This window comes from Mycolicibacterium rhodesiae (assembly GCF_002086695.1).
Classification (GTDB): Bacteria; Actinomycetota; Actinomycetes; order Mycobacteriales; family Mycobacteriaceae; genus Mycobacterium; species Mycobacterium rhodesiae.
The window spans coordinates 50,863-76,190 of sequence record NZ_MVIH01000007.1 but is presented as its reverse complement, the minus strand read 5'-3'; the positions used below and the strand labels follow the sequence as shown (position 1 = coordinate 76,190).

At 67.5% G+C, this 25,328-nt stretch carries 26 protein-coding genes; 12 read left to right on the top strand and 14 right to left on the bottom strand.

Annotated elements, in window-relative coordinates; all coding sequences use genetic code 11:
• Positions 1-18: 18 nt before the first annotated feature.
• From trxA to BST42_RS16275, 11 genes are read right to left on the bottom strand one after another with little or no spacing between them, the layout of a single operon-like run.
• The gene (gene trxA / locus BST42_RS16325) at positions 19-378 is read right to left on the bottom strand and encodes a thioredoxin (protein WP_083120362.1); all 360 of its coding nucleotides are present in this window, start codon (positions 376-378) and stop codon (positions 19-21) included.
• A 44-nt stretch (positions 379-422) separates the two neighbouring features.
• Entirely contained in the window at positions 423-1,538 is a 1,116-nt protein-coding gene (locus BST42_RS16320) for an oxidoreductase (protein ID WP_083120361.1), read from the bottom strand.
• The gene (locus tag BST42_RS16315; protein ID WP_083120360.1) at positions 1,531-2,193 is read right to left on the bottom strand and encodes a hypothetical protein; all 663 of its coding nucleotides are present in this window, start codon (positions 2,191-2,193) and stop codon (positions 1,531-1,533) included. The genes BST42_RS16320 and BST42_RS16315 overlap by 8 nt, the downstream gene beginning before the upstream one ends.
• Entirely contained in the window at positions 2,190-2,759 is a 570-nt protein-coding gene (locus tag BST42_RS16310; RefSeq protein WP_083120359.1) for a hypothetical protein, read from the bottom strand. Before BST42_RS16310 ends, BST42_RS16315 begins: the two co-directional genes overlap by 4 nt.
• Before the next feature lie 9 nt (positions 2,760-2,768).
• Positions 2,769-3,104 carry a metal-sulfur cluster assembly factor gene (locus BST42_RS16305; protein ID WP_083120358.1) on the bottom strand — a complete coding sequence of 112 codons (336 nt, stop codon included), beginning with the start codon at positions 3,102-3,104 and terminating at the stop codon, positions 2,769-2,771.
• Positions 3,101-3,565: a Fe-S cluster assembly sulfur transfer protein SufU gene (sufU, locus tag BST42_RS16300; RefSeq protein WP_083120357.1), complete on the bottom strand. Its 465-nt coding sequence runs from the start codon at positions 3,563-3,565 to the stop codon at positions 3,101-3,103. Before sufU ends, BST42_RS16305 begins: the two co-directional genes overlap by 4 nt.
• A complete protein-coding gene (locus tag BST42_RS16295; protein ID WP_083120356.1) occupies positions 3,566-4,816 on the bottom strand; it encodes a cysteine desulfurase in 1,251 nt (416 codons plus the stop codon).
• A 1-nt stretch (position 4,817) separates the two neighbouring features.
• A complete protein-coding gene (gene sufC / locus BST42_RS16290; RefSeq protein WP_083120355.1) occupies positions 4,818-5,585 on the bottom strand; it encodes a Fe-S cluster assembly ATPase SufC in 768 nt (255 codons plus the stop codon).
• A complete protein-coding gene (sufD, locus tag BST42_RS16285; RefSeq protein WP_083120354.1) occupies positions 5,582-6,772 on the bottom strand; it encodes a Fe-S cluster assembly protein SufD in 1,191 nt (396 codons plus the stop codon). The genes sufC and sufD overlap by 4 nt, the downstream gene beginning before the upstream one ends.
• Positions 6,772-8,214 carry a Fe-S cluster assembly protein SufB gene (sufB, locus tag BST42_RS16280; protein WP_083120353.1) on the bottom strand — a complete coding sequence of 481 codons (1,443 nt, stop codon included), beginning with the start codon at positions 8,212-8,214 and terminating at the stop codon, positions 6,772-6,774. The genes sufD and sufB overlap by 1 nt, the downstream gene beginning before the upstream one ends.
• Positions 8,215-8,232: 18 nt before the next feature.
• A complete protein-coding gene (locus BST42_RS16275; protein ID WP_110918642.1) occupies positions 8,233-8,979 on the bottom strand; it encodes a helix-turn-helix transcriptional regulator in 747 nt (248 codons plus the stop codon).
• Between the two features lie 36 nt (positions 8,980-9,015).
• Here BST42_RS16275 and mptB point away from each other — a divergent pair, with 36 nt between their 5' ends.
• The 4 genes from mptB to BST42_RS16255 are packed head-to-tail and all read left to right on the top strand — an operon-like array spanning position 9,016 to position 13,437.
• A complete protein-coding gene (gene mptB / locus BST42_RS16270; RefSeq protein WP_083120518.1) occupies positions 9,016-10,722 on the top strand; it encodes a polyprenol phosphomannose-dependent alpha 1,6 mannosyltransferase MptB in 1,707 nt (568 codons plus the stop codon).
• Positions 10,723-10,742: 20 nt separating this feature from the next.
• Positions 10,743-11,651, top strand: a complete 909-nt coding sequence (locus tag BST42_RS16265; RefSeq protein ID WP_110918646.1) for an ABC transporter ATP-binding protein — start codon at positions 10,743-10,745, stop codon at positions 11,649-11,651.
• On the top strand, positions 11,648-12,424 hold the full coding sequence (locus BST42_RS16260; RefSeq protein WP_083120351.1) for an ABC transporter permease: 777 nt from the start codon (positions 11,648-11,650) through the stop codon (positions 12,422-12,424). The genes BST42_RS16265 and BST42_RS16260 overlap by 4 nt, the downstream gene beginning before the upstream one ends.
• 56 nt (positions 12,425-12,480) lie before the next feature.
• Positions 12,481-13,437: a COX15/CtaA family protein gene (locus BST42_RS16255; RefSeq protein WP_083120350.1), complete on the top strand. Its 957-nt coding sequence runs from the start codon at positions 12,481-12,483 to the stop codon at positions 13,435-13,437.
• Here BST42_RS16255 and BST42_RS16250 read toward each other — a convergent pair.
• Positions 13,387-14,337, bottom strand: a complete 951-nt coding sequence (locus BST42_RS16250; protein WP_083120349.1) for an ATP-grasp domain-containing protein — start codon at positions 14,335-14,337, stop codon at positions 13,387-13,389. The two genes, BST42_RS16255 and BST42_RS16250, sit on opposite strands and share 51 nt — an antisense overlap.
• A gap of 18 nt (positions 14,338-14,355) precedes the next feature.
• On the opposite strand from BST42_RS16250, the gene BST42_RS16245 reads away from it, so the two are divergent.
• Positions 14,356-15,336 (top strand): quinone oxidoreductase family protein, encoded by a 981-nt coding sequence (locus tag BST42_RS16245; RefSeq protein WP_083120348.1) that lies wholly within the window; start codon positions 14,356-14,358, stop codon positions 15,334-15,336.
• Here the strand turns inward: BST42_RS16245 and BST42_RS16240 are convergent.
• Entirely contained in the window at positions 15,333-16,262 is a 930-nt protein-coding gene (locus BST42_RS16240) for a heme o synthase (RefSeq protein WP_036337872.1), read from the bottom strand. The genes BST42_RS16245 and BST42_RS16240 overlap by 4 nt on opposite strands.
• A 234-nt stretch (positions 16,263-16,496) precedes the next feature.
• On the opposite strand from BST42_RS16240, the gene tkt reads away from it, so the two are divergent.
• Genes tkt through BST42_RS16205 form a run of 7 tightly spaced genes read left to right on the top strand, consistent with a single transcriptional unit; the run spans position 16,497 to position 24,686 of the window.
• Positions 16,497-18,590, top strand: coding sequence for a transketolase (tkt, locus tag BST42_RS16235; RefSeq protein WP_083120347.1), 2,094 nt, complete (start codon positions 16,497-16,499; stop codon positions 18,588-18,590).
• A 27-nt stretch (positions 18,591-18,617) separates the two neighbouring features.
• Positions 18,618-19,736: a transaldolase gene (gene tal, locus BST42_RS16230; RefSeq protein ID WP_083120346.1), complete on the top strand. Its 1,119-nt coding sequence runs from the start codon at positions 18,618-18,620 to the stop codon at positions 19,734-19,736.
• Positions 19,733-21,298: a glucose-6-phosphate dehydrogenase gene (zwf, locus tag BST42_RS16225; RefSeq protein WP_083120345.1), complete on the top strand. Its 1,566-nt coding sequence runs from the start codon at positions 19,733-19,735 to the stop codon at positions 21,296-21,298. Before tal ends, zwf begins: the two co-directional genes overlap by 4 nt.
• Positions 21,298-22,209 (top strand): glucose-6-phosphate dehydrogenase assembly protein OpcA, encoded by a 912-nt coding sequence (opcA, locus tag BST42_RS16220; protein ID WP_083120516.1) that lies wholly within the window; start codon positions 21,298-21,300, stop codon positions 22,207-22,209. Before zwf ends, opcA begins: the two co-directional genes overlap by 1 nt.
• Before the next feature lie 25 nt (positions 22,210-22,234).
• Positions 22,235-22,978 carry a 6-phosphogluconolactonase gene (gene pgl, locus BST42_RS16215; protein ID WP_083120344.1) on the top strand — a complete coding sequence of 248 codons (744 nt, stop codon included), beginning with the start codon at positions 22,235-22,237 and terminating at the stop codon, positions 22,976-22,978.
• Positions 22,979-22,982: 4 nt separating this feature from the next.
• Positions 22,983-23,369: an ATPase gene (locus tag BST42_RS16210; protein WP_083120343.1), complete on the top strand. Its 387-nt coding sequence runs from the start codon at positions 22,983-22,985 to the stop codon at positions 23,367-23,369.
• 9 nt (positions 23,370-23,378) lie between these two features.
• A complete protein-coding gene (locus tag BST42_RS16205; protein ID WP_083120342.1) occupies positions 23,379-24,686 on the top strand; it encodes a cytochrome P450 in 1,308 nt (435 codons plus the stop codon).
• A gap of 167 nt (positions 24,687-24,853) precedes the next feature.
• On the opposite strand, the gene BST42_RS16200 is transcribed toward BST42_RS16205, so the two are convergent.
• Positions 24,854-25,327 carry a DUF309 domain-containing protein gene (locus tag BST42_RS16200; protein WP_083120341.1) on the bottom strand — a complete coding sequence of 158 codons (474 nt, stop codon included), beginning with the start codon at positions 25,325-25,327 and terminating at the stop codon, positions 24,854-24,856.
• Position 25,328: the final 1 nt, after the last annotated feature.

Here is a 25,328-nt window from a genome sequence, read left to right as displayed (position 1 = left end):
GGTAACCCGCGCGGGCGCTTATGCGTCTTTGGACTGAGACGCGATGGCCGCGTCGACGTCGAACTCCTTGACCTGGCGGATCAGGTCCTCGAGCGCGGCGGGCGGCAGGGCGCCGGCCTGGTTGAAGATCAGCTTGCCCTTCTTGAACGCCATCAGCGTCGGGATCGAGCGGATCTCGGCGGCGGCCGCGAGCTCCTGCTCGGCCTCGGTGTCGACCTTGCCGTAGACGACGTCCGGGTGCTGTTCGGACGACTTGGTGAAGGTTGGCGCGAAGGCGCGACACGGTCCGCACCACGACGCCCAGAAGTCGACCAGCACGATGTCGTTGCCGGTGATGGTGTCGTTGAAGTTCTGTGCGGTCAGGTCTTGGGTAGCCACGTCAGTCCTAACGTCTGGTTGTCGCTGTGTGTTCCCTCTAGCTGCTAATACAAACGGGCCAGTGCGCCGGCCGCATCGAAACCGTCGAACTCGTCGAGCTTGCCGTCGCGCACGCGATTCACCCACGCGGGGTCGGCGAGCAGGGCCCGACCGACGGCGACGATGTCGAATTCACCTGCCTCGAACTGGTCGAGGAGGCGGTCGAGGGACGCCGCCGCAGTGGGCCCGTCCCCCTGCCCGGGGTTGAATTCGGATTGCAGGCCGACCATGCCGACGGCGATGACGGGCAGACCGGTCATCTTCTTGGTCCAGCCGGCCAGACTCAGTTGCGGGTCCTCGCCGGGGAAGCCAGGCAGGTAGTGCCGCCGCGTCGACGGGTGCAGTACGTCCACACCGGCCTCGACCAGCGGGGCCAGCAGCTGCTCGAGTTCTGCTGCGCTGCCTGCCACCTGCGCGTCGTAGCGGTTCATCTTCCACTGCGAAAAGCGGTAGATGATCGGGAAGCCGGGGCCGACGGCCGCACGCACCGCGGCGACCACCTCGGCCGGGAACCGGGTGCGCGCCGCCAGCGAACCGCCGTAGCCGTCGGTGCGGTGATTGGTGTGCTCCCAAAGGAATTGGTCCAACAGGTAGCCGTGTGCGCCGTGGATCTCGACGGCGTCGAAGCCGGCCGCCCGGGCGTTGGCGGCCGCCAGCGCATACGCGTGTGCGAGCTCGGGCAACTCCTCGGTGTCCAGGGCCCGGCCCGTAGTACCGCCGGCGATATCGATGCCCGACGGGCTGACCGGCGTCTGGTCGGCGCGGTCACCGTCGTGGACACCGCGCGCGACGCCCTGATGCCAGAGCTGGGCGGCGATTGTCGCGCCCTCGGCGTGCACGGCGTCGGTGACTGCGCGCCAGCCTGCCAGCACATCGTCGCCGTCGAGGTTGGGGATGCGTTCCGGCCAGCCTGCGGCGGGATGCGGAATCCGAACGCCCTCAGTGATGATCAGGCCGGTGCCGCCGGCCGCACGGCGGCTGTAGTAGGCGGCCACGTCGGCTCCTGGGACACCGTCCGGCGAGGCCGCGCGCGTCATCGGCGCCATCGCGAACCGGTTGGGGACGGTCAGCGACCCGACGGTCAACGGAGTGAACAGCTCCTCCAGGCGTGCATCATCCATGACGTGTTGCAACACCGCCGTCGACCGCGTTGATTCCGCGCCGGAAGAAGTCGGCGATGTCGGTGGCCAGGGCGTCGACGTCGACGGTGAGATCGAGTGGCCACACGGCGCCGAAGGGCGCGTTCCACAATGCCCCGGTGCGCGGCGCGGTGGCGAAGTCCCACGGGCCGACGTAGGCGTACGGCAGTTCGTGGAAGTCGTCGCCCGCCGAAACCCCGTAGTTGACCTCCTCGACCGTGGCCGCGACATCGAGGTGCTCTGGCCAGAGCACCGGATGCGCCTCTGGCAGAACGGCTTTGATCGCAAATCCGCCTGCGTACAGGCTGCGGTAAATGGCGTCGGCGGCGCCGGCGTCGATGTCGAGAACGGTGTCGGGCTGCAATGCTGCGACCGAGTGGTACACCGTGGCCGGCGGCGGACCCACATCGAGCCCGGTGGCCGCGGCCAGGTCCCGCACCCGTCCGGCCAGCGGGAGGCTGCCGTCCGGCCATACCAGCGTGTCCCCGTGAACCGAGATCGCCAGTGTGGTTGCGGTGAAGCCGTCCGGCCGAACGGCCAGCCTGATCGTCCCCGTCGCGCGGTACTGCGGCCCGGCAAGGAAGCTCTCGGCGATGCCGTGCAACTGGCGGCGGGTGGCCACCACGTCTGCGCTCACTGCGCCATTCCCCGATTCTTCTCGATGAGTGCCACTGCACGCTCCCGAGCGCGATCGGCATTGGCCAACAACTGATCTCGGCGACCCGGCCACCAGAACAGCTCGAAGCCGAGCAACACCAGGTACACGCAGGACGCGATGATGTCGCGGGAAGAGCCGAATATCGCATCCCAGCCCGCGGTTCCGATCGCGACGACAAGAATCAGGGGCAGCACCCACCGCAACGGCCGCCCGGTCTCGGCGGACGTGCGCAGGCCGTCTGCGTAGTCCACCACCGGCTGTGCCAGGGCGGGGTCGCCGATGCGGCCGCCCCAGCGGGTGACCGCGGCGACGCGCACACGCTGTTCACCGGTCAACGCTGAGGCGCCGGGCCAGTACTTCACCATCCGCAGGCCCAGCCAGATCCCGTAGATCACCGTGACGAAGGCGGCGGCCGCCAAGGCGGCGAACCACAGTCCGGAGTCCAGCCAGGCCAGCAGGCCGAGGAAGACGCCGGTGCTCACGCCGACGATGACGGCCCGCATGACCGCACCGCCGCGCCACACGAAAGCGGGGACGGTGAGCATCAGCTCAGATTAGACAGTGAACCCCAACGCGCGGAGCTGTTCGCGGCCGTCCTCGGTGATCTTGTCCGGACCCCACGGCGGGTTCCACACCCAGTTGATCTTGGCTTCGTTGACCAGCCCGGCGCCGACCAGCGCGGTGAGCGTCTGATCTTCGATCACGTCGGTCAGCGGGCAGGCCGCCGAGGTCAGCGTCATGTCGATGAGCGCCACCGTTCCGGCATCGCCTTTCTCCACGTTGAGGTCGTAGACCAGACCGAGGTCGACGACGTTGATCCCCAGTTCGGGATCGACCACGTCGCGCATGGCTTCCTCGATGTCGTCCAGCAAGGGGTTGGGCTCAGTCATCGCTTGTCCTCCAAGTCTTTTCGATGTGACGCCTGGGCTACCGCGTCCTTGAACGCCAGCCAGCCCAGCAGCGCGCATTTCACCCGGGCCGGATATTTCGCCACACCGGCGAAGGCCACTCCGTCGCCGATTACGTCCTCGTCGCCCTCGACGGTGCCGCGTGACGACACCATCTCGGTGAATGCCGCCACGGTCTTCAGGGCGTCTCCGACGGTCAACCCGATCACCTGATCGGTGAGCACCGAGGTGGCCGCCTGGCTGATCGAGCAGCCCTGGCCGTCGTAAGAGATGTCGGTGACCTGTTCACCGTCGTCGGACAGCGCCACCCGCAGCGTCACCTCGTCGCCGCAGGTCGGATTGACGTGATGCACCTCGGCACCGAACGGCTCGCGCAACCCCCGGTGGTGTGGGTGCTTGTAGTGGTCCAGGATCACTTCCTGGTACATCTGCTCGAGTTTCACTCAATCCCGCCCGAAGAAGTCGATGGCGCGCTTCACGCCCGCCACCAGTCGATCCACCTCGTCGAGTGTGTTGTACACCGCGAACGATGCCCGGGCGGTCGCGGCGATGCCGAACCGTCGGTGCAGCGGCCACGCGCAGTGGTGCCCGACGCGGACGGCCACCCCGTCGTCGTCGAGCACTTGCCCGACGTCGTGCGCATGCACACCGTCGACGACGAAGCTCACCGGCGAACCCCGGTGTTCCATGCCGGCAGGCCCGATGATGCGAACCTGTGGCAGGCCGGCCAGGCCGTCCAGCGCAGCGGCGACCAGTTCGTTCTCGTGTGCCTCGACCGCTGCCATCCCGATCTTGTCCAAATACCGTGCGGCCGCACCCAATCCGACCACCTGCGAGGTCATCGGCGTGCCCGCCTCGAACCGCTGCGGCGCCGGCGCATAGGTGGCGGCCTCCATGGTGACGGTCTCGATCATCGACCCGCCGGTCAGGAACGGCGGCATCGCCGCGAGCCGCTCGCGTCGCCCATACAGCACGCCGATACCGGTCGGGCCGAGCATCTTGTGCCCGGAGAACGCGGCGTAGTCGACGTCGAGGCCGTGGAAGTCCACCGGCTGATGCGGCACCGACTGGCAGGCATCCAGCACGGTCAGCGCGCCGACAGACCGGGCCCGCCGCACGATATCGGCGACGGGCGCCACGGCGCCGGTGACGTTCGAATGATGGCTGAAGGCAACGACTTTCACCCGCTCGTCGAGCTGCAACGAATCCAGGTCGATGCGGCCGTCATCAGTCACGCCGTACCAGCGCAGAGTCGCCCCGGTCCGCCGGGCGAGTTCCTGCCAGGGAATCAGGTTGGCGTGGTGTTCCAACTCGGTGGTGACGATGACGTCGCCGGGGCCGAGGGCCTTCTCGAACCGCGTGTCACCCAACACGTACGACACCAGGTTCAGCGACTCGGTGGCGTTCTTGGTGAACACCAGCTCGTCGGCGTCGGCACCGACGAAGGACGCGATATCGGCACGCCCCTGCTCGTAGGCGTCGGTCGACTCCTCCATCAGTTGGTGCGCACCGCGATGCACCGCGCCGTTGGAGGTGGTCAGGAAATCGCGCTCGGCATCGAGAACCTGTAGCGGCTTCTGCGATGTCGCCCCGGAATCCAGGTAGGCCAGCCGATGTCCGCCTCGCATCACCCGATCGAGGATCGGGAAATCCGCGCGGATCCCCACGACATCCAGATCCACGGAGGCGGTCATGTCAGGCTCCTGCCGCCGCCTGGGTGAAGCGCACGTACCCGTTCTCTTCGAGCTCGTCGGCCAGTTCGGCACCGCCCGACTCGACGATCCGGCCGTCGACGAAGACGTGGACGAACTGTGGGCGGATGTAGCGCAGGATCCGGGTGTAGTGGGTGATCAGCAGGACACCGGCATGCTCGGCCTCGGCGTAGCGGTTGACGCCTTCGGAGACCACCCGCAGGGCGTCGACGTCCAGGCCGGAGTCCGTCTCGTCGAGGATCGCGATCTTCGGCTTCAGCAGACCCAGCTGCAGAATCTCGTGACGCTTCTTCTCGCCACCGGAAAAGCCTTCGTTCACACTGCGTTCGGCGAACTGCGGATCGATCTCCAGGTCGGACATCGCCGACTTGACTTCCTTGACCCAGTGCCGCAGCTTCGGCGCCTCGCCGCGGACCGCGGTCGCCGCGGTGCGCAGGAAGTTCGACATCGACACACCGGGCACCTCGACCGGGTACTGCATGGCCAGGAAAAGACCCGCGCGGGCGCGTTCGTCGACGCTCATCGCCAGCACATCCTCACCATCGAGGGTGATCGAGCCCGAGGTGACGTGGTACTTCGGATGGCCGGCAATCGAATACGACAGCGTGGACTTGCCCGAGCCGTTGGGGCCCATGACCGCGTGGGTCTCCCCCGACTTCACGGTCAGGTTGACGCCCTTGAGGATCTCCTTCTCGGTGCCGTCCTCGTTGGCGACGCTGACGTGCAGATCCTTGATTTCCAAAGTGCTCATGGCTGTGTGGCTTTCGACTCAGTGATGGCAAGTTCTCGTTCGATGGCATCGGTCAGGCGCTCGCGCACCTCGGGGACCGCGATTTTGGCGATGATCTCGTTGAAGAATCCGCGCACCACCAGCCGGCGGGCTTGCGCCTCCGGAATGCCGCGGGCACGCAAATAGAACAGCTGCTCGTCGTCGAAACGGCCGGTGGCACTGGCGTGCCCGGCGCCGACGATCTCGCCGGTCTCGATCTCCAGGTTGGGCACCGAGTCGGCGCGTGCGCCGTCGGTCAGCACCAGGTTGCGGTTGACCTCGAAGGTGTCGGTGCCGGTTGCCTCGGCCCGGATCAGCACGTCGCCCACCCAGACGGTGTGCGCGTCGGGCTTCGCCGAATCCGGATCCCCTTGCAGCGCACCCTTGTACAGCACATCCGACTTGCAGTTCGGTTGCGCGTGGTCGACGAGCAGCCGGGATTCGAAGAACTGTCCGGCGTCGGCGAAGTAGGTGCCGAGCAGCTTGGCGTCCCCGCCCGGGCCGGTGAACCGCACGGTGGTCGAGGTCCGCACCACGTCGCCGCCGAGGGTGACGTTGACGTGCCCGAGTACCGAGTCCTTGCCGAGCTTGGCGTGGTGCGCGCTGACATGCACCATGTCGTCGGCGAAGTCGGCGATCCAGATGACGCCAAGGCCGGCCGAGTCACCGACGATGATCTCGACGTTGTCGGCGTAGGTGCCGCTGCCCCGCAGGTCGACGACGACGATCGCGCGGGACAACTCTTCTACCCGGATCTGCAGGTGACCGTAGGCCACCCCGCCCTCACCCGGGCCCTCGACGGTGATCTCGATGGGCTCGGCGACCTCGGTGTCCCGCGCGACGGTCACCACCGTCGCCGAGTTGAACGACGAGAAGGCCTGCGCAGCAACCCGATCGCTGGGAACCCCGCCCTGGCCGAGTCGCTCGTCACCGCGTCGCACGGTCTCGACCGTGACACCGGGGCGCTCGGTCACCGTGATCGCCGCGGTGCCGTTGGCGACGGCCGAGCCGTCGTGCAGACCGCGCAGCCGCTTGAGCGGGGTGAACCGCCACAGCTCGTCGCGGCCGCCGGGCACCTCGAAGGCGTCGACGTCGAACGAACTGAATTGCTCGCCCTTGTTGATGGCAGCGAGTCGCGAACCCTCCACTGCCTTGGTCACGTTGCTCACTAGCCGACAGCACCTTCCATCTGGAGCTCGATCAGCCGGTTCAGCTCGAGGGCGTATTCCATGGGCAGTTCCTTGGCGATCGGCTCGACGAAGCCGCGCACGACCATCGCCATTGCCTCGTCCTCGGTCATGCCGCGGCTCATCAGGTAGAACAGTTGATCTTCGCTGACCTTCGACACGGTGGCCTCGTGGCCCATCGTGACGTCGTCCTCGCGGATGTCGACGTAGGGGTAGGTGTCACTGCGGCTGACCGTATCGACAAGCAGCGCATCGCATTTCACGCTCGAACGCGATCCGTGCGCACCCTTGTTGACCTGGACCAGGCCGCGGTAGGACGCCCGGCCGCCGCCGCGAGCGACCGACTTCGACACGATGTTGCTCGAGGTGTACGGGGCCAGGTGCAGCATCTTGGCGCCGGTGTCCTGATGCTGACCTTCGCCGGCGAACGCCACCGACAGCACCTCACCCTTGGCGTGCTCACCGGTCATCCACACCGCCGGGTACTTCATCGTGACCTTCGAGCCGATGTTGCCGTCGACCCACTCCATGGTCGCGCCCGCCTCGGCACGCGCACGCTTGGTCACCAGGTTGTAGACGTTGTTCGACCAGTTCTGGATGGTCGTGTACCGGCAACGGCCACCGGGCTTCACGATGATCTCGACGACCGCCGAGTGCAGCGAGTCGCTCTTGTAGATCGGCGCGGTACAGCCCTCGACGTAGTGCACGTAGGCGTCCTCGTCGACGATGATCAGCGTCCGCTCGAACTGGCCCATGTTCTCGGTGTTGATCCGGAAGTAGGCCTGCAGCGGGATGTCGACGTGCACGCCCTTCGGGACGTAGATGAACGAACCACCCGACCACACCGCGGTGTTGAGCGCCGAGAACTTGTTGTCGCCGGCCGGGATCACGGTGCCGAAGTACTGCTTGAAGAGCTCCGGGTGTTCGCGCAGGCCCGAGTCGGTGTCCAGGAAGATCACACCCTGGGCTTCGAGGTCCTCCCGGATCGAGTGGTAGACCACCTCGGACTCGTACTGTGCGGCCACACCGGAGACCAGGCGCTGCTTCTCGGCTTCGGGGATACCGAGCCGGTCGTAGGTGTTCTTGATGTCGGCGGGCAGGTCGTCCCACGTGGCAGCCTGCTTCTCGCTGGAACGCACGAAGTACTTGATGTTGTCGAAGTCGATGCCCTCGAGGTTGGATCCCCAGTTCGGCATCGGCTTCTTGTCGAACGTGCGCAGCGCCTTGAGCCGGATGTCGAGCATCCACTCCGGCTCGCTCTTCTTGGCCGAGATGTCGCGCACCACCGCTTCGGACAGGCCGCGCTGCGCGCTGGCGCCCGCGGCGTCGGAGTCCGACCAGCCGTAGCCGTAACGGCCCAGCGAGGCGATGGCCTCTTCCTGGGTCATCGGCTCTGCCGGCTTGGCTTCCGGGGTGAGTGTCATGGCGACGCTCCTTCTGGTCTAGTGGTGTACCGGTGTGAGCGGCACGTGGGTGGTGCAGGCGCAGTCGCCGTTGGCGATGGTTGCCAATCGCTGGACGTGGGTGCCGAGGATCTCCGACATCGCCTCCTTCTCGGCTTCGCACAGTTCCGGGAACTCTTCGGCGACATGCGAGACCGGGCAGTGGTGCTGGCAGATCTGAATGCCCTGCATGGGTCCGCCGACCCGCGTCGTCGTCGCCGCGTAACCGGCCTTGGTCATCGCGTCGGCGACCCGCTCGGCCGTGGACTCGACGTCGTCCGGGCCTTGCGCCACTCCCGCGAGGATGGCGTCGATACGGCGCCGGGCGAACGTCTGCACCGCCTGGTCGCCGCCGATTTCGCGGAGTTGGCGGATCGCGGCGGAGGCCAGGTCGTCGTAGGTGTGCTCCAGCTTGGCGCGCCCGGCTGCGGTGAGCCGGTAGCGCTTGGCGGGCCGGCCCCGGCCTGCCTGCTGCCACGCCGCCGCGGCGTTGGCCTGGGCGTCGCCCGCCTCGATCAGCGCGTCGAGGTGCCTGCGCACACCGGCGGCGGAGATGCCCAGCCGCTGGCCGATCTCGGCGGCGGTGATCGATCCCGACTCGAGCAGAAGCTGCACAATTGCCCGGCGGGTCTGTCCGTCGTGCACCACGGTGCCCACCACGGGCACAGCGTCAGGAACGGACGGGAATTTCACAACACCAGTGTTACGCAATTGCCCGAACAGGTCCAGCAAGGGCACCCTTAGCAAGCTGAGGGCGAAAAATCCTCCGGTTACAGTGCTGTGGTGGCAGCCCGCCAGCTTTCGCTGAGTTCGTCAATCGCCCGTTTGCACGGCGATGAACGCACTGTTGGCGCGCCTCTCAACGACGCCGAATTTCGCGCCATGCGCCGGACCCGCCTGTTCGGTGCCACCGGAACGGTGCTGATGGCGATCGGTGCGCTCGGCGCCGGTGCCCGCCCGGTCGTGCAGGACCCCACCTTCGGCGTGCGGCTGCTGAACCTGCCGTCGCGCATCCAGACCGTGTCCTTGACGATGACCACCACGGGTGCGGTGATGATGGCGTTGGCGTGGCTGATGCTGGGCCGCTTCGCGCTGGGCAATCGCCGGATGTCGCGCAGTCAACTTGATCACACCCTGCTGCTGTGGATCATTCCGCTGCTGATCGCTCCGCCGATGTACAGCAAGGACGTCTACTCCTACCTGGCGCAGAGCCAGATCTCGGCCAACGGACTCAATCCGTACAAGGTCGGGCCCGCCCCGGGCCTGGGTTTGGACCACGTCTTCACCCTCTCGGTGCCCAGCCTGTGGCGTGAGACGCCCGCGCCGTACGGGCCGCTGTTCCTGTGGGTGGGACGTGGGATCTCTGCGCTGACCGGCGAGAACATCGTCGCCGCCGTGCTCAGTCACCGCGTGGTGGTGCTGCTCGGCGTCGGGATGATCGTGTGGGCGGTGCCGCGGCTGGCCCGCCGCTGCGGCGTCGCCGAGGTCAGCGCGCTGTGGCTGGGTGCAGCCAACCCGCTGCTGCTGATGCACTTGGTGGCGGGCATCCACAACGAGGCGCTGATGCTTGGCCTCATGCTCACCGGTACCGAGTTCGCCCTGCGCGGGATCGACTCCGCCAAGCCGTTGTGGCCCCGGCCGATGCACTGGCCGCACGGGCGCGACCAGTGGGCGCAGTGGATGCCGCCCGCGATGCTGGTCCTGGGCTCCGTGCTGATCACGATGTCGTCGCAGGTGAAGCTTCCCGGGCTGTTGGCGTTGGGCTTCGTGGGCATGGCCCTGGCGTATCGCTGGGGGTCGACCGTGAGGGCGTTCCTGCTGGCGAGCGCATTCATGGCGTCGTTGTCGCTGGTGGTGATGGCGATCATCGGTTGGGCCAGCGGGCTCGGCTTCGGCTGGGTGTTCACGCTCGGCACTGCCAACGTGGTGCGCAGCTGGATGTCCCCGCCGACGCTGTTGGCGCTGGGCACCGGTCAGGTCGGAATTCTGCTCGGGCTCGGTGACCACACCACCGCCGTGCTGTCGCTGACCCGCGCCATCGGCGTGCTGATCATCATGATCACCGTCACGTGGCTGCTGCTGGCCGTGCTGCGGGGCAAGTTGCATCCGGTGGGCGGTCTGGGTGTGGCGCTGGGTGCGACGGTGTTGTTGTTCCCGGTGGTGCAGCCCTGGTACCTGCTGTGGGCGATCATCCCGCTGGCCGCCTGGGCCACCCGCCCGGGCTTCCGCATCGCGACCATCGCAGTCTCGCTCGTCGTCGGGATCTTCGGGCCCACGGCGAACGGCGACCGCTTCGCGTTGTTCCAGATCGTCGACGCCACCCTGGCCAGCACGGTGATCGTGCTGATGCTGATCGCCGTGACCTTCCACCGGCTGCCCTGGCGCACGGTGCCGGGAACCAACGAGACGTTCAGCGGTCAGGATCCGGATCCATTACAAGAACCACCGGCGCCGCGTCCGGTGCCCGGCGCATACGCTGAGTCACCGTGAGTTCCGGCCGCGAAATCCCCGTGCGACTGCGCGGGGTGTCCAAGCACTACGGGTCGACGACGGCCGTGGCGAATCTCGATCTCGAAGTACACGCCGCCGAGGTGCTGGCCCTGCTGGGCCCGAACGGGGCAGGCAAGACCACGACGGTCGAGATGTGCGAGGGCTTCACCCGGCCCGACGGCGGCACCATCGAGGTGCTGGGCCTGGATCCGGTCGCTGACAACGCGCGGGTGCGCGAGCGGATCGGCGTCATGCTGCAGGGCGGTGGCGGTTACCCCGCGGCGCGGGCCGGCGAGATGCTTAACCTGGTGGCCTCCTACGCCGCCAACCCGCTCGACCCGGCCTGGCTGCTGGACACATTGGGGCTGACCGATGCCGCCCGCACCACCTACCGCAGGCTCTCCGGCGGCCAGCAGCAGCGGCTGGCGCTGGCATGCGCGCTGGTCGGCAGGCCCGAGCTGGTGTTCCTCGACGAACCGACCGCCGGCATGGACGCCCACGCACGGCTGGTGGTGTGGGAGCTCATCGACGCGCTGCGCCGCGACGGCGTGACCGTGGTGCTGACCACCCACCAGCTCAAGGAGGCCGAGGAGCTCGCCGACCGGATCGTGATCATCGACCACGGCTCGGCCGTCGCGTCGGGCACGCCCGCGGACTTGATGAACTCCGGCGCCGAGGGGCAGTTGCGATTCTCCGCGCCCCGGCAGCTCGACCTGTCGCTGTTGATCGCGGCGTTACCGGAAGGCTATGCGGCCAAAGAGGTTTCGCCCGGTGAATACCTGGTGGAGGGCAAGATCGACCCGCAGGTGCTGGCGACGGTGACGGCGTGGTGCGCGCGGCTCGACGTGCTGGCCACCGATGTGCGGGTCGAGCAGCGCAGCCTCGAAGACGTGTTCCTGGAGTTGACCGGTAGGGAGTTGCGGTCATGACGAGCGAGCTCTTCCCGCCGGGCACCTTCGCCCCCGACCCGCGGCCGAGCACCGTTCCGCGGATGCTGACCGCGCAGTACGGCCTCGAGCTGAAGCTGTTGCTGCGCAACGGCGAACAGCTGCTGCTGACGATGTTCATTCCGATCACCCTGTTGATCGGGCTCACGCTGTTGCCGCTCGGTTCGTTCGGCGCGCACCGGGTCGCGGTGTTCGTTCCGGCGATCATGGCGCTGGCGGTGATCTCCACGGCGTTCACCGGGCAGGCGATCGCCGTCGCGTTCGACCGCCGTTACGGCGCACTGAAACGGTTGGGCGCCACCGCACTTCCGGTGTGGGGCATCATCGCGGGCAAATCGCTGGCCGTGGTGACCGTGGTGTTCCTGCAGGCGTTGCTGCTGGGCGGTATCGGTCTCGCGCTGGGCTGGCGTCCGCATCCGGTCGGGCTACTGCTCGGCGCGCTGGTGATCGCACTGGGCACCGCCGGGTTCGCGGCGATGGGTCTGCTGCTGGGCGGAACACTGCGCGCCGAGATCGTGCTGGCCGTCGCCAACCTGCTGTGGTTCGTGTTCGCCGGATTGGGCGCGCTGACCCTGGAGACCGGCGCGATTCCGCGCGGGGTCGCCTGGGTGGCGCGGCTGACGCCGTCCGGTGCGCTCACCGAGGCACTGACCCGGGCGATGTCGCTGTCGGTCGACTGGTTCGGCATCGCGGTGCTCGCCGCGTGGGGCGCGGTGTCCGCGGTGGCCGCGCTGCGCTGGTTCCGCTTCACCTAGGCCTGCAAGCCGGTCCCTACTACAGGGCGTAGTTAGACGTCCTCTACGATCAGGCCGTGCCCGTCGGACGGTTTTTCCTACGGCTGGTGGACCTGCTGCCACTGCCGAGCCTGCGCGTCCAGCGCATCATCGCCGCCGCGGTCATCCTGACCCAGGGCGGCATCGCCGTCACCGGTGCGATCGTGCGGGTCACCGCATCCGGGTTGGGTTGCCCGACCTGGCCGCAATGCTTCCCCGGCAGCTTCGTTCCTGTCCCGCACGCCGAGGTACCGGGCATCCACCAGGCCGTCGAGTTCGGCAACCGGATGATCACCTTCCTCGTCGTGATCACCGCGATCCTGGCCGTCCTGGCCGTCACCCGCGCCCGCCGCCGCCGGGAGGTGCTGATCTACGCCTGGCTGATGCCGGCGTCGACAGTGGTGCAGGCGGTGCTCGGCGGGATCACCGTGCTGGCCGGGCTCGCGTGGTGGACGGTCGCGATCCACCTGCTGGCATCGATGGCAATGGTGTGGCTGGCCACCCTGCTCTACGTGAAGATCGGCGAACCCGACGACGGTATCTCGACCGCGCTGGTGCCCAAACCGTTGCGGCATCTGACCGTGCTCACCGCATTGACGCTGGCCGCGACGCTGACCACCGGGACCCTGGTGACCGGCGCGGGCCCGCACGCGGGTGACAAGAGTCCGCAGCGCCCGGTGCCGCGGCTCGAGGTCGAGATCCTCACGCTGGTGCACATGCACGCGACCTTGCTGATCGCCTACCTGGCGCTGCTGATCGGGCTGGCAGCCGGTTTGCAGGCGGTGTTCGCGCCGCGGTTCATCATGAAGCGATTGGCGGTGCTCGTCGTCTTGGTGCTGGCCCAAGGGCTGGTCGGCGCGGTGCAGTTCTTCACCGGTGTGCCTGCCGCGTTGGTGGCCGTGCACGTCGCGGGCGCGGCGGCCTGCACCGCGGCCACCGCGGCGCTATGGGCGTCGATGCGACAGCGGGCCGAGCCCAAGACGCTCACACGCTGACTCGACCTCAAGTGCGAACGCACGCTGCTGCAGGTCGCGGGTCTGCTCGTCGAGTTGGCGCCAGCCGAGCCCGGGCTCGACCACCTCGAGTTCCAGCACCAGCGGATCGACGGCACCGCCGATGAGATCGACTCGGGCATACAGCAATTCACTGGTCTCGATACCGAGGTGACGACCAGCGGCGGCCAGTGCGGCCAGCCCGGCGTCCCACATCTCGAAGTCCGGATCAGCCGGGGCCAGCGACTCCTCCACGTAGGTGCCGGACTCGTGCAGCGCTGCCGGCTGCCCTTCCGGCGGAAGCATCGGGCCCTTGGTGAACGCATGCGACTGCCGGCCGCCGAGGAACACCAGCGCGGTCTCCCCCTGCTCCACGCGGGCGTCGTAGGGCTGAACGAGCGCCGTGCGGCCGCTGTCCTGCAGCGCGGCGATATGCGCGCGTGCCGCGGCCCGGTCGACGAAGCGGCCGGTGTCGATCGAGCCCGCGCCGATCGCGGGCTTCACCACCACCTCGCCCTTCGGAAGGCGCACCGTGTCCCCCGGTCCGAAGAAGTACGACGGGACGGTGGGCACGCCCGCGTCGGCCAGATCCTGCAGATAATGCTTGTCGCTGTTCCACGCCACCACGTCCGGGGCGTTGAGCAGGTGAGGCACCCGCCGGGTCCAGGCCAGGAACTCGTCGCGACGTTCGGCGTAATCCCAGGCGGCACGCAGGATCACCAGGTCGGCGGTCTCGGTCTGCGGGTCGTCCCAGGACAGCCAGCGGGCGTGCAGCCCGCGGGTCCGCAGGGCGGCGATCAGACCGTCGTCGTCGCCGTCACCGGTCACGAGTTGCGGGCAGCCGGCCAGCACGATGCTCGGATGAAAGACGTCGGGACGTGCCAGATTCGGGCGGGCGCTCACAGCAGGGATGATAGTGACATGCACGCAATCGAAGTCGCCGAGACGGGCGGTCCCGAGGTCCTGAACTACGTCGAGAAGCCGCAGCCCACACCCGGCCCGGCCGAGGTGCTCATCGCGGCGGACGCGATCGGCGTCAACTACATCGACACCTATTTCCGGTCCGGTCTCTATCCGCGGGAGCTGCCGTTCGTAGTGGGCACCGAGGTCTGCGGAACGATCGTCGCGGTCGGCGACGACGTCGCGGCCATCGCACCCGGCGACCGCGTTGTGACGGCGGTGGCATCCGGCGCCTATGCCGACTTCTGCACCGCTCCAGCCGATTTCGTTGCCTACGTGCCTGATTCGGTGCCGTCCGACGCCATCGCCTCGGCGCTGCTCAAGGGGATGACCGCGCACTACCTGATCAAGTCGGTGTATGCGGTCCAGGCCCGCGATTTCGTGCTCGTGCACGCCGGGGCCGGCGGCGTCGGACTGATCCTGACCCAGTGGGCCACCAGCCTGGGCGCGCGGGTGATCACCACCGCCTCCAGCCCGCAGAAGGCGGAGCTGTCCCGGCAGGCCGGCGCTGTCGAGGTGCTCGACTACCCTGAGGACCCCGCCGACTTCGCCGCCGCGATCCGCGACCTCACCAACGGGCACGGTGTCGCCGCCGTCTACGACGGTGTCGGCAAGACCACGTTCGACGCCAGCTTGGCGAGCCTGGCGATCCGCGGCACCCTGGCACTGTTCGGCGCGTCCAGCGGACCCGTTCCTCCCGTCGACCCGCAGCGGCTCAACGCCGCCGGGTCGGTGTTTTTGACCCGGCCCAACCTCGCCCACTTCACCCGTACACCGGACGAATTCGCGTGGCGTGCGGGTGAACTACTGGACGCGATCGCGTCCGGTGCGATCACGATCACGGTCGGCGGCCATTACCCGCTGGCCGAAGCCGCGCAGGCACACCGGGATCTGCAGGGCCGCAAGACGACCGGCTCTATCGTGCTGCTGCCGGAGAACTAGCTGAACAGTGTCGGCAGCGCCAGCGCCGAGTCGACGGCCAGCGCGACGAACACCAGCGCCAGGTAGTTGTTCGACTGCAGGAACAGGCGCAGCGGCTTGACCGGGTTGCCGCGGCGCACGCCGGCGTGCAGCCGGTGCGCCATGATCAGGAACCAGGCCCCGGCCAGTGCGGCCACCGAGCCGTACAGCCAGCCTGCGGCAGGCGCAAGCGCCAGCGTGGCGATCACGGTCAGCCAGGTGTAGATCAGGATCTGCTTGGTGACCTGCAATTCGGTGGCCACCACCGGCAGCATGGGCACGCCCGCGGCGCGGTAATCGTCCTTGTACTTCATGGCCAGCGCCCAGGTGTGCGGCGGCGTCCAGAAGAAGATGATCGCGAACATCACCAGCGCCTGCCAGCCGATCGTGTCGGTGACGGCCGACCATCCGATCATCACCGGCATGCAGCCGGCCGCCCCACCCCACACCACGTTCTGCGAGGTCCGACGCTTCAACAGCAGGGTGTAGACGAGCACGTAGAACGCGATCGTCGCGGCGGCCAGGTGCGCCGAGAGCAGGTTGGTGGTCCACCACAGCCAGAAGAACGACCCGACCGACAGCGTCAGCCCGAACACCAGGGCGTGGCTGCGGGGCACGGTGGCCCGGGCCAGCGGCCGCCGTTCGGTGCGCTTCATCACCTTGTCGATGTCGGCATCGGCCACACAGTTCAGCGTGTTCGCACCGGCCGCCGCGAGCAGACCGCCGAACAGGGTGTTGAGGATCAGGGGCAGGTCGACGGTGCCGCGGCCGGCCAACAGCATGGCCGGAATGGTGGTGACGAGCAGCAGCTCTATGACCCGCGGCTTGGTCAGTGCCAGGTATCCCAGCAGCCTGTCGCGGAACCGAATGGGCGCCCCGTCAACGAGGTGCACTTCGCGAACTCTCACGCAACTGACTCCTGACCCGACGATCTACTACAAGCGATGGTAGTCGGCCGCGAACGGCTCACGACACCGACGGGTCGATTCACGGCGATTCCACCGTGATGACACAGTTCCATGTGTAGAGCTTCACCTGCGGGTAACGCTGGTAGCAGCACTATGCAGCCACCTACCTTGCAGCACTAGGGTGAAGAGGACCACCCCAGCTTGCCGCGTTTTGACTAAGCCAGGAGCGAGTTTGTGACCACTGTCGAAGAGATCGCCACGCTGACCGAGCCCCACCACCCGGACGATTGGACGCCAATCGATTCCAAGGCCGTCGATACGGTCCGGGTCCTGGCTGCCGACGCGGTGCAGAAGGTCGGCAACGGCCACCCGGGAACCGCCATGAGCCTGGCTCCGCTGGCGTACACGCTGTTCCAGCGGGTGATGCGGCACGATCCGAGCGACACCCACTGGCTGGGTCGCGACCGGTTCATCCTGTCCTGCGGGCACAGCAGCCTGACGCTGTACCTGCAGCTGTACATGGGCGGGTTCGGCCTGGAGCTCTCCGACATCGAGTCGCTGCGCACCTGGGGCTCGAAAACCCCGGGCCACCCGGAGTTCCGCCACACCCCCGGGGTGGAGATCACCACCGGCCCGCTGGGTCAGGGGCTTGCCTCCGCGGTGGGCATGGCGATGGCCGCACGGTACGAGCGCGGCCTGTTCGACCCCGACGCGCCGGCCGGCACCAGCCCGTTCGACCACTACATCTACGTCATCGCCTCCGACGGTGACATCGAAGAGGGCATCACCAGCGAGGCGTCGTCGCTGGCGGGCACCCAGCAGCTGGGCAACCTCATCGTGTTCTACGACCACAACAAGATCTCGATCGAGCACAACACCGACATCGCATTGAGCGAGGATGTCCCGGCCCGCTACCGCGCCTACGGCTGGCACGTGCAAGAGGTCGAGGGCGGCGAGAACGTCGTCGGGATCGAAGCCGCCATCGCCGAGGCCAAGAAGGTCACCGACAAGCCGTCGTTCATCGCGGTCCGGACCATCATCGGCTATCCGGCTCCGACCAAGATGAACACCGGTGGCGTGCACGGCTCCGCGCTCGGCGACGACGAGGTGGCCGCCACCAAGAAGGTCCTCGGTTTCGACCCCGACAAGAAGTTCGAGGTGCACGACGAGGTCATCGCGCACACCCGCAAGCTCGTCGACCGCGGACGCGAGGCGCACCAGAAGTGGCAGGGCGACTTCGACGCCTGGGCGCAGCGCGAACCGGAGCGCAAAGCGCTGCTGGACCGGCTGACCGCCGAAGAGCTGCCCGACGGCTGGGATTCCGACATCACCTACTGGGAGCCGGGCTCCAAAGCGGTCGCCACCCGCGCCGCCTTCGGCCAGGTGCTCAACGACGTCGCGCCGAAGCTGCCCGAATTGTGGGGTGGCTCAGCCGATCTGGCGGGCAGCAACAACACCACGATCAAGGGCGCCAAGTCGTTCGGGCCGCCGTCGATCTCCACCGAGGACTTCACCGCGGACTGGTACGGCCGGGTGCTGCACTTCGGGATCCGCGAGCACGCGATGGGTGCGATCCTGTCCGGCATCGTGCTGCACGGGCCGACCCGCGCCTTCGGCGGCACGTTCCTGCAGTTCTCCGACTACATGCGGGCCTCGGTGCGACTGGCCTCGCTGATGGACATCGACACCATCTACATCTGGACGCACGACTCGATCGGCCTGGGTGAGGACGGCCCCACCCACCAGCCGATCGAGCATCTGGCCGCGCTGCGGGCGATCCCGAAGCTGTCGGTGGTGCGTCCCGGCGATCCGAACGAGACCGCATACGCCTGGCGCAGCATCATCGCCCGGGGCAACGGCGCCGGGCCGGTCGGTTTCATCCTGACCCGCCAGGGCATTCCGGTACTGGAGGGCGCCAGCGCCGAGGGTGTCCAGAAAGGTGGCTACGTCCTGGGCGGTGGCAATCCGGCCGATGACGCCGACGTGATCATCATCGCGACGGGCTCTGAACTTCAGCTGGCGGTGGAGGCCCAGAAGCTGTTGGCCGCCAAGGACATCAACGCCTACGTGGTGTCGATGCCGTGTGTCGAATGGTTCAACTCGCAACCGCAGGAATACCGCGACAGCGTCCTCCCGCCCGACGTGTCGGCCCGGGTCGCGGTGGAAGCCGGGGTTGCGCAGAGCTGGTACCGGTTCGTCGGCGACACCGGCGAGATCATCTCCATCGAGCACTACGGCGAATCCGCCGACGACAAGACCCTGTTCCGCGAGTTCGGGTTCACCGCCGAAGCCGTCGCCGACGCCGCGGAACGCGTGATCGACAACTAACCCGCACGACCAACTGAAGGGAACGTCATGGCACAGAATCCCAACCTCGCAGCACTCTCCGCGGCCGGTGTGTCCGTCTGGCTCGACGATCTGTCCCGGGACCGGCTGCGGTCGGGCAACCTGCAGGAGCTGATCGACACCCGCAGCGTGGTCGGGGTCACCACCAACCCGTCGATCTTCCAGGCTGCGTTGTCGCACGGAAACGCTTACGACGCACAGGTTTCCGAGCTCGCCGAGCGTGGCGCCGACGTCGACGCCACGATCCGCACCGTCACCACCGACGACGTCCGGGAAGCGTGCGACGTGCTGCGGCCGCAATGGGAGGCCTCCGACGGCGTCGACGGCCGGGTCTCGATCGAGGTCGACCCGCGCCTGGCCCACGACACCGACAAGACGATCCTGCAGGCCATCGAATTGTGGAAGATCGTCGACCGGCCCAATCTGCTGATCAAGATCCCGGCCACCGAAGCTGGCGTGCCTGCCATCGCATCGGTTCTGGCCGAAGGCATCTCGGTCAACGTGACCTTGATCTTCTCCGTGGAGCGCTACCGGCTGGTGATGGACGCCTACCTGCAGGGCCTGGAGAAGGCCAAGGAAGCCGGCCATGACCTGTCCAAGATCCACTCTGTCGCCTCGTTCTTCGTCTCCCGGGTGGACACCGAGATCGACAAGCGGCTCGAGAAGATCGGCTCCGATGAGGCACTGGCGTTGCGCGGCCAGGCCGGGGTTGCCAACGCGCGGCTGGCGTACGCCGCCTACGAAGAGGTGTTCCTCGGCGGCGACCGCTTCAGCGCCCTGGCCGATGCCGGCGCCCGGGTCCAGCGTCCGTTGTGGGCGTCCACCGGTGTCAAGAATCCCGACTACTCCGACACCCTCTACGTCACCGAGCTGGTCGCCCCGAACACGGTGAACACCATGCCGGAGAAGACGATGGACGCAGTGGCCGACCACGGCGTCGTCACCGGCGACACGATCACCGGCACCGCGGCCGCGTCGCAGGAGGTGTTCGACAAACTCGACGCCATCGGCATCGACCTGCGTGACGTGTTCCTGGTCCTGGAGGACGAGGGCGTCGACAAGTTCGAGAAGTCTTGGCAGGAACTGATCGACGCCACGCAGGAACAGCTCAACGCCGCGGCCAAATGACGGACCGTCCGGTACCTGGGGTGGTAGCGCCCGCCCCGACCAGCTGGCACAACCCGCTGCGCGACAAGCGGGACAAGCGGATGCCGATGATCGCCGGCCCCTGCGGGGTGGTGATCTTCGGTGTGACCGGAGATCTGGCCCGCAAGAAGCTGATGCCGGCGATCTACGACCTGGCCAACCGCGGCCTGTTGCCGCCGTCGTTCTCGCTGGTCGGTTTCGCTCGGCGGGACTGGGCGGACGAGGATTTCGGCGCGATCGTGCACGACGCGGTCTGCCAGCACGCCCGCACCCCGTTTCGTCAAGAGGTGTGGGACCGGCTGGCCGAGGGCTTCCGGTTCGTCCAGGGCTCCTTCGACGATGAGGCGTCATTCGGGCGGCTGGCCGAAACGCTGGAGAAGCTCGATGTGGAACGCGGCACCGGCGGCAATCACGCCTTCTACCTGTCGATTCCGCCGAAAGCCTTCCCGGTGGTGTGCGAGCAGCTGAAGAAGTCCGGGCTGGCCCGCCAGCAGGAGGGCCGCTGGAGCCGGGTGGTCATCGAGAAGCCGTTCGGCCATGACCTGCAGAGCGCGATCGAGCTCAACCAGGTGGTCAACAGCGTCTTCCCCGAAGAGTCGGTGTTCCGCATCGACCACTACCTGGGCAAGGAGACGGTGCAGAACATTCTGGCGCTGCGCTTCGCCAACGAATTGTTCGAGCCGATCTGGAACAACCATTACGTCGACAGTGTGCAGATCACGATGGCCGAGGACATCGGCCTTGGCGGTCGCGGCGGCTACTATGACGGAATCGGAGCGGCCCGCGACGTCATCCAGAACCACCTGCTGCAGCTGCTGGCGCTCACCGCGATGGAAGAGCCGGTCAGCTTCCACCCGGACGAGGTGAAAGCCGAGAAGATCAAGGTGCTTTCGGCGACCTCGCTGGCTCGACCGCTGGACGCCACGTCCTCACGCGGCCAATACACCGCGGGGTGGCAGGGTGGCGAGAAGGTCGTCGGACTGCTCGACGAGGAGGGCTTCTCCAAGACGTCCACCACCGAGACCTTCGCCGCGATCACCCTCGATGTCGACACCCGGCGCTGGGCTGGCGTGCCGTTCTATCTGAGGACGGGAAAACGGTTGGGCCGCAGGGTAACCGAGGTGGCGCTGGTGTTCCGCCGGGCCCCCCACCTGCCGTTCGACGCGACGATGACCGAGGAACTGGGCAAGAACGCGTTGGTGATCCGCGTCCAGCCGGACGAGGGCATCACACTGCGCTTCGGGTCGAAGGTGCCCGGCAGTGCCATGGAGGTCCGCGACGTCAACATGGACTTCTCCTACGGCTCAGCCTTCGCCGAGGATTCACCGGAGGCCTACGAGCGGCTCATCCTCGACGTCCTGCTCGGCGAGCCGTCGTTGTTCCCAGGCAATGCCGAGGTCGAATTGTCCTGGGAGATCCTGGATCCCGTGCTGGATTACTGGGCGTCCCACGGTAAGCCGGATCCCTACGAGTCGGGCACCTGGGGGCCCGACTCGGCATTCGAGATGCTGCAGCGGTCCGGTCGCGAATGGAGGCGTCCCTAGTGATTGTCGACCTGCCCGATACGACGACGAACGCGCTCAACAAGAAGATCACCTCGCTGCGTGAAGAGGGCGGGGCGATCACGCTGGGCCGGGTGCTGACGTTGGTGGTTGCACCCGACACCGAGGCCCGGGTGGAGGACTCCATCGAGGCGGCGGTGGCGGCGAGCCGGGAACATCCCTGCCGCATCATCGTGGTGGTCCCCGCGGACCGGCTGGCCAGCGATGCGCGGCTGGACGGTCAGCTCCGGGTGGGCGCCGACGCCGGTGCGGGCGAGGTGGTGGTGCTGCGCATCTCCGGTCCGCTGTCCAACCACGCCAGCAGTGTGGTGCTGCCCTTCTTGCTGCCCGACACCCCGGTAGTAGCGTGGTGGCCGGGCGTCGCGCCTGCCAATCCCGCCGAAGATCCGTTGGGCCGCTTGGCGATTCGCCGTATCACCGATGCCACCGGGACGGAAGATCCGCTGGCTGCGATCAAGAGCAGGCTGAAGGGCTACACCGACGGCGACACCGACCTGGCGTGGAGCCGGATCACCTACTGGCGCGCGCTGCTCGCGTCGGCGGTGGACCAGGCGCCATACGAGCCGCTGACGTCGGCGTTGGTGTCCGGGTTGAAGGACGAGCCGGCCCTCGACATCCTGGCGGGCTGGCTGGCCAGCCGGATCGACGGCACCGTGACACGCGCCGTCGGCGATTTGAAGGTCGAGTTGGTGCGCGCCTCCGAGACCGTGACACTGGCACGCCCGCAGGACGGGGTGACCGCCACCCTGACCCGCACCGACCGCCCGGAAGCACTGCTGCCGCTGCCGCGGCGGGAGACTCGGGAGTGCCTCGCCGAGGATCTCCGCCGGCTGGACGCCGACGAGATTTACCACGAGGCATTGGCGGGTATTGAGAAGGTGCAATACGTCTAGCCCAGTCGATGCGAAAGGTCGCGGTATGACCGAAATAATCGAGACCTATCCCGATACCGCCGCTTTGGTGGCTGCGGTCGGCGACCGCCTGGTCCTCGCGATCACCGCCGCCGTCGCCGCGCGCGGGCAGGCGTTCGTCGTATTGACGGGCGGCGGAACGGGAATCAACCTGCTGAAGCATGTCGGCGCGCACGACGAGGCAATCGACTGGTCGAAGGTGCACGTCTTCTGGGGCGACGAACGCTACGTCCCCGCCGACGACGACGAGCGCAACGACAAGCAGGCCCGCGAGGCGCTGCTCGACCACATCGACATCCCGGACAGCAACGTGCACCCGATGGCCGCCAGCGACGGCGAATTCGGCGACGACCTCGACGCCGCGGCGCTGGCCTATGAGAGTGTGCTTGCCGCCAACGCCGGACCGGGCGAACCCACACCGGTGTTCGACGTGCACCTGCTCGGAATGGGGCCGGAGGGCCACATCAACTCACTGTTCCCGCACACCTCGGCGGTCGCGGAGACCAAGCGGCTGGTGGTCGGCGTGGAGGACTCCCCCAAGCCGCCGCCCCGGCGGATCACGCTGACCCTGCCCGCCGTGAATCGGTCACGGGAGGTGTGGCTGGTGGTATCGGGTGAGGGCAAGGCCGAGGCGGTGGCCGAAGCCGTCGGGGGCGCCAAGCCCGCCGACTGGCCGGCGGCCGGCGCGAAAGGCCGGGAGGCCACGGTTTGGCTTCTCGACACCGAGGCGGCCAGCAAGCTGCAAGACTGAGCCCATGGTTGACAAGCCGCCCCCGCCACGGTCTGGCCGGGACCGGATCAAGACCCTGGCCCAGGCGGCGCTCAACGCCGACGTGACCGTCGACCAACTCGACACCATCCTGTCCGGGATGAGCGAGGCGCTCACCGACCTGAACAAGACGATGAGCGGAATGAACGGCACCCTCGAGTATTTCGAGGAGACCCTCGTCGTGTTCAACTCCACGCTGGGCCGCATCGACGAGCTGGCGCCCCGGCTCGACGCGGTGGTCGCACGCATGGAAGTGATCGTCGAGCGCGTCGAACGCATCGTGGGCGTCGGGGAAGCCGTGATCTCACCGCTGGCCGCCACCGAGTCGGCCATCCGCGGGGTGGTCAGCGCGATACGTCGCCAGGGCCGCTAGCGCGTCACCATGGGCCTGCACGTCAAAACCCGGGTGCACTGGTTGTTGGATTACGGACTGGCTCGTTCGGCGCTCAAACTGCTCGCTCGTCGCGGAGACCCGTTCGCCCGGCTTGTCGTCGACAGCGGTAGACACGAGAACACCTATCGCCTCATCGAGGAGATCCGTCAGCGGGGTCGGATGTCTACCGGGATCGGAAGCGGTTGGGTCACCGCGGATGCGCACATCGTCCGAACAGTTCTGCGCGACGACCGATTCCGCACCGTCAAACCTCAGGATCGGTTTCCTCTTCGTGCGGTCCGGTGGCTGGCCGCCAAGACGGCTCCGGACATGATGAATCCCGTCGAGCCGCCGTCGCTCTTGGTAGTGGATCCACCTGTCCACACCCGGTTACGTCGCCTGGTATCGCGTGCCTTCACGCCCCGAGCGATCGACGGACTTCACGACCGCATCCACGAGATCACCAACCGGGTGCTCGACGATCTCGACGGCCAGTCGCACTGCGATCTGGTCGCCGCCTTCGCGGCCCGAATCCCCATCGAGGTCATTGCCGAGATGCTGGGAGTCCCCCGCGAGGAGATACCGGCGCTGCACGCCTTCGCCGACCCGGCCGCCAAACTACTGACCACGACCGTCCCCGCCTGGAGCGACTTCCACACCGCGTCGGTAGCCTTGCGCGAATTCGAAAGCTACATCGCCGCACATATCGAGCGACTCCGGCTGTGCGACGCGGACAACAGCATCTTGTCCGCCGTCCTCCACGACAGTGACCTCACCGAAGACGAGGTCAGGATGTTCGCCGGCCTGCTCCTCGGCGCCGGATTCATCACCACCACACACGCATTCGGCAACGCGGTGCTCGCGCTCCTGCGGCATCCGGAACAGCTGGCGCATCTGCAAGCGCATCCCGAAGGCTGGCCCAATGCAGTTGAGGAGACGCTTCGCTACGATTCCGTCGCCCAGATCGGGTTGCGGGTGGCGACAAAGCGGCTGCAGATCGAGGGCTGCGCCATCGACGAAGGGCAGGCAGTGTTCGTGCTCATCGCCGGAGCCAACCGCGATCCGGCGCTGTTCGAGCGTCCTCACGAATTCGACACCACCCGCGCCAACGCCCGCGAACACCTCAGCTTCAGTTCCGGCATTCACGTCTGCATCGGCGCAGCACTTGCCCGCCTGGAACTGAACATCGGCTTGGAAGCCCTCCTTCGGCGCTTCCCAGCACTCGCGCTGGACGGCGAACCGACGCTCAACGACAGCACGTTGCTACGCGGCGTGAAACGCCTACCCGTCAGCCTGGGTGTCGCAGCGAGGCGCTAGCCGTCAGTGCGTCACCACCAGGGCTCGCCGGGATCGGTCCCCGACCAATCGCCCAGCACCTGCGCCGCGGTCTGCGGTAGCGGTCCGAGTAGTTCGGCGGTGTTCTCCAGAGAGCAGTCGGGTTGTGTCATACCGGTTTTGACGCCATCGACCAGCTGTTGGTTCCATCACGAGGTCAACTGCGGCCGCAGCCGCTCCGGACCGATCTCGACGCCTGCCGTGAGATCGTCTGCGAGCGCGGCACCGGTTGCGGTCAGACCGGCGATGTCGATGCCGTAGGGCGCGCCAGGAACGTCGGCCAGCAACGCTGATGCCCGGCGCAGCAGGGCGGCGGCACCCGCGCGATTGCCGCGTTGGATGTGGGTGACACCGACGGCAAACTGGGCCAACCCCTGCCACAGCGGCCGCTCGTGATCGGGGCCGTTCTTCCAGGCCGCCTCGAAGACTTCGTGGGCGTGGAACGCCTGCCCTCGGCTGAGCAGATCCTGCGCGTAGGCGACGGTTTCGGCAGGCGGGAGAGGGAGACTGAGGTCGTCGGGAATGCGGGGTTCCCCCTGCACACCCGGCGGCAGTGGTCGGCCGAGCGCGTCGCGGGCCCTGGCATTGCGGGGCCGGCCGGACTCGTCGCGGTCGCGATCCATC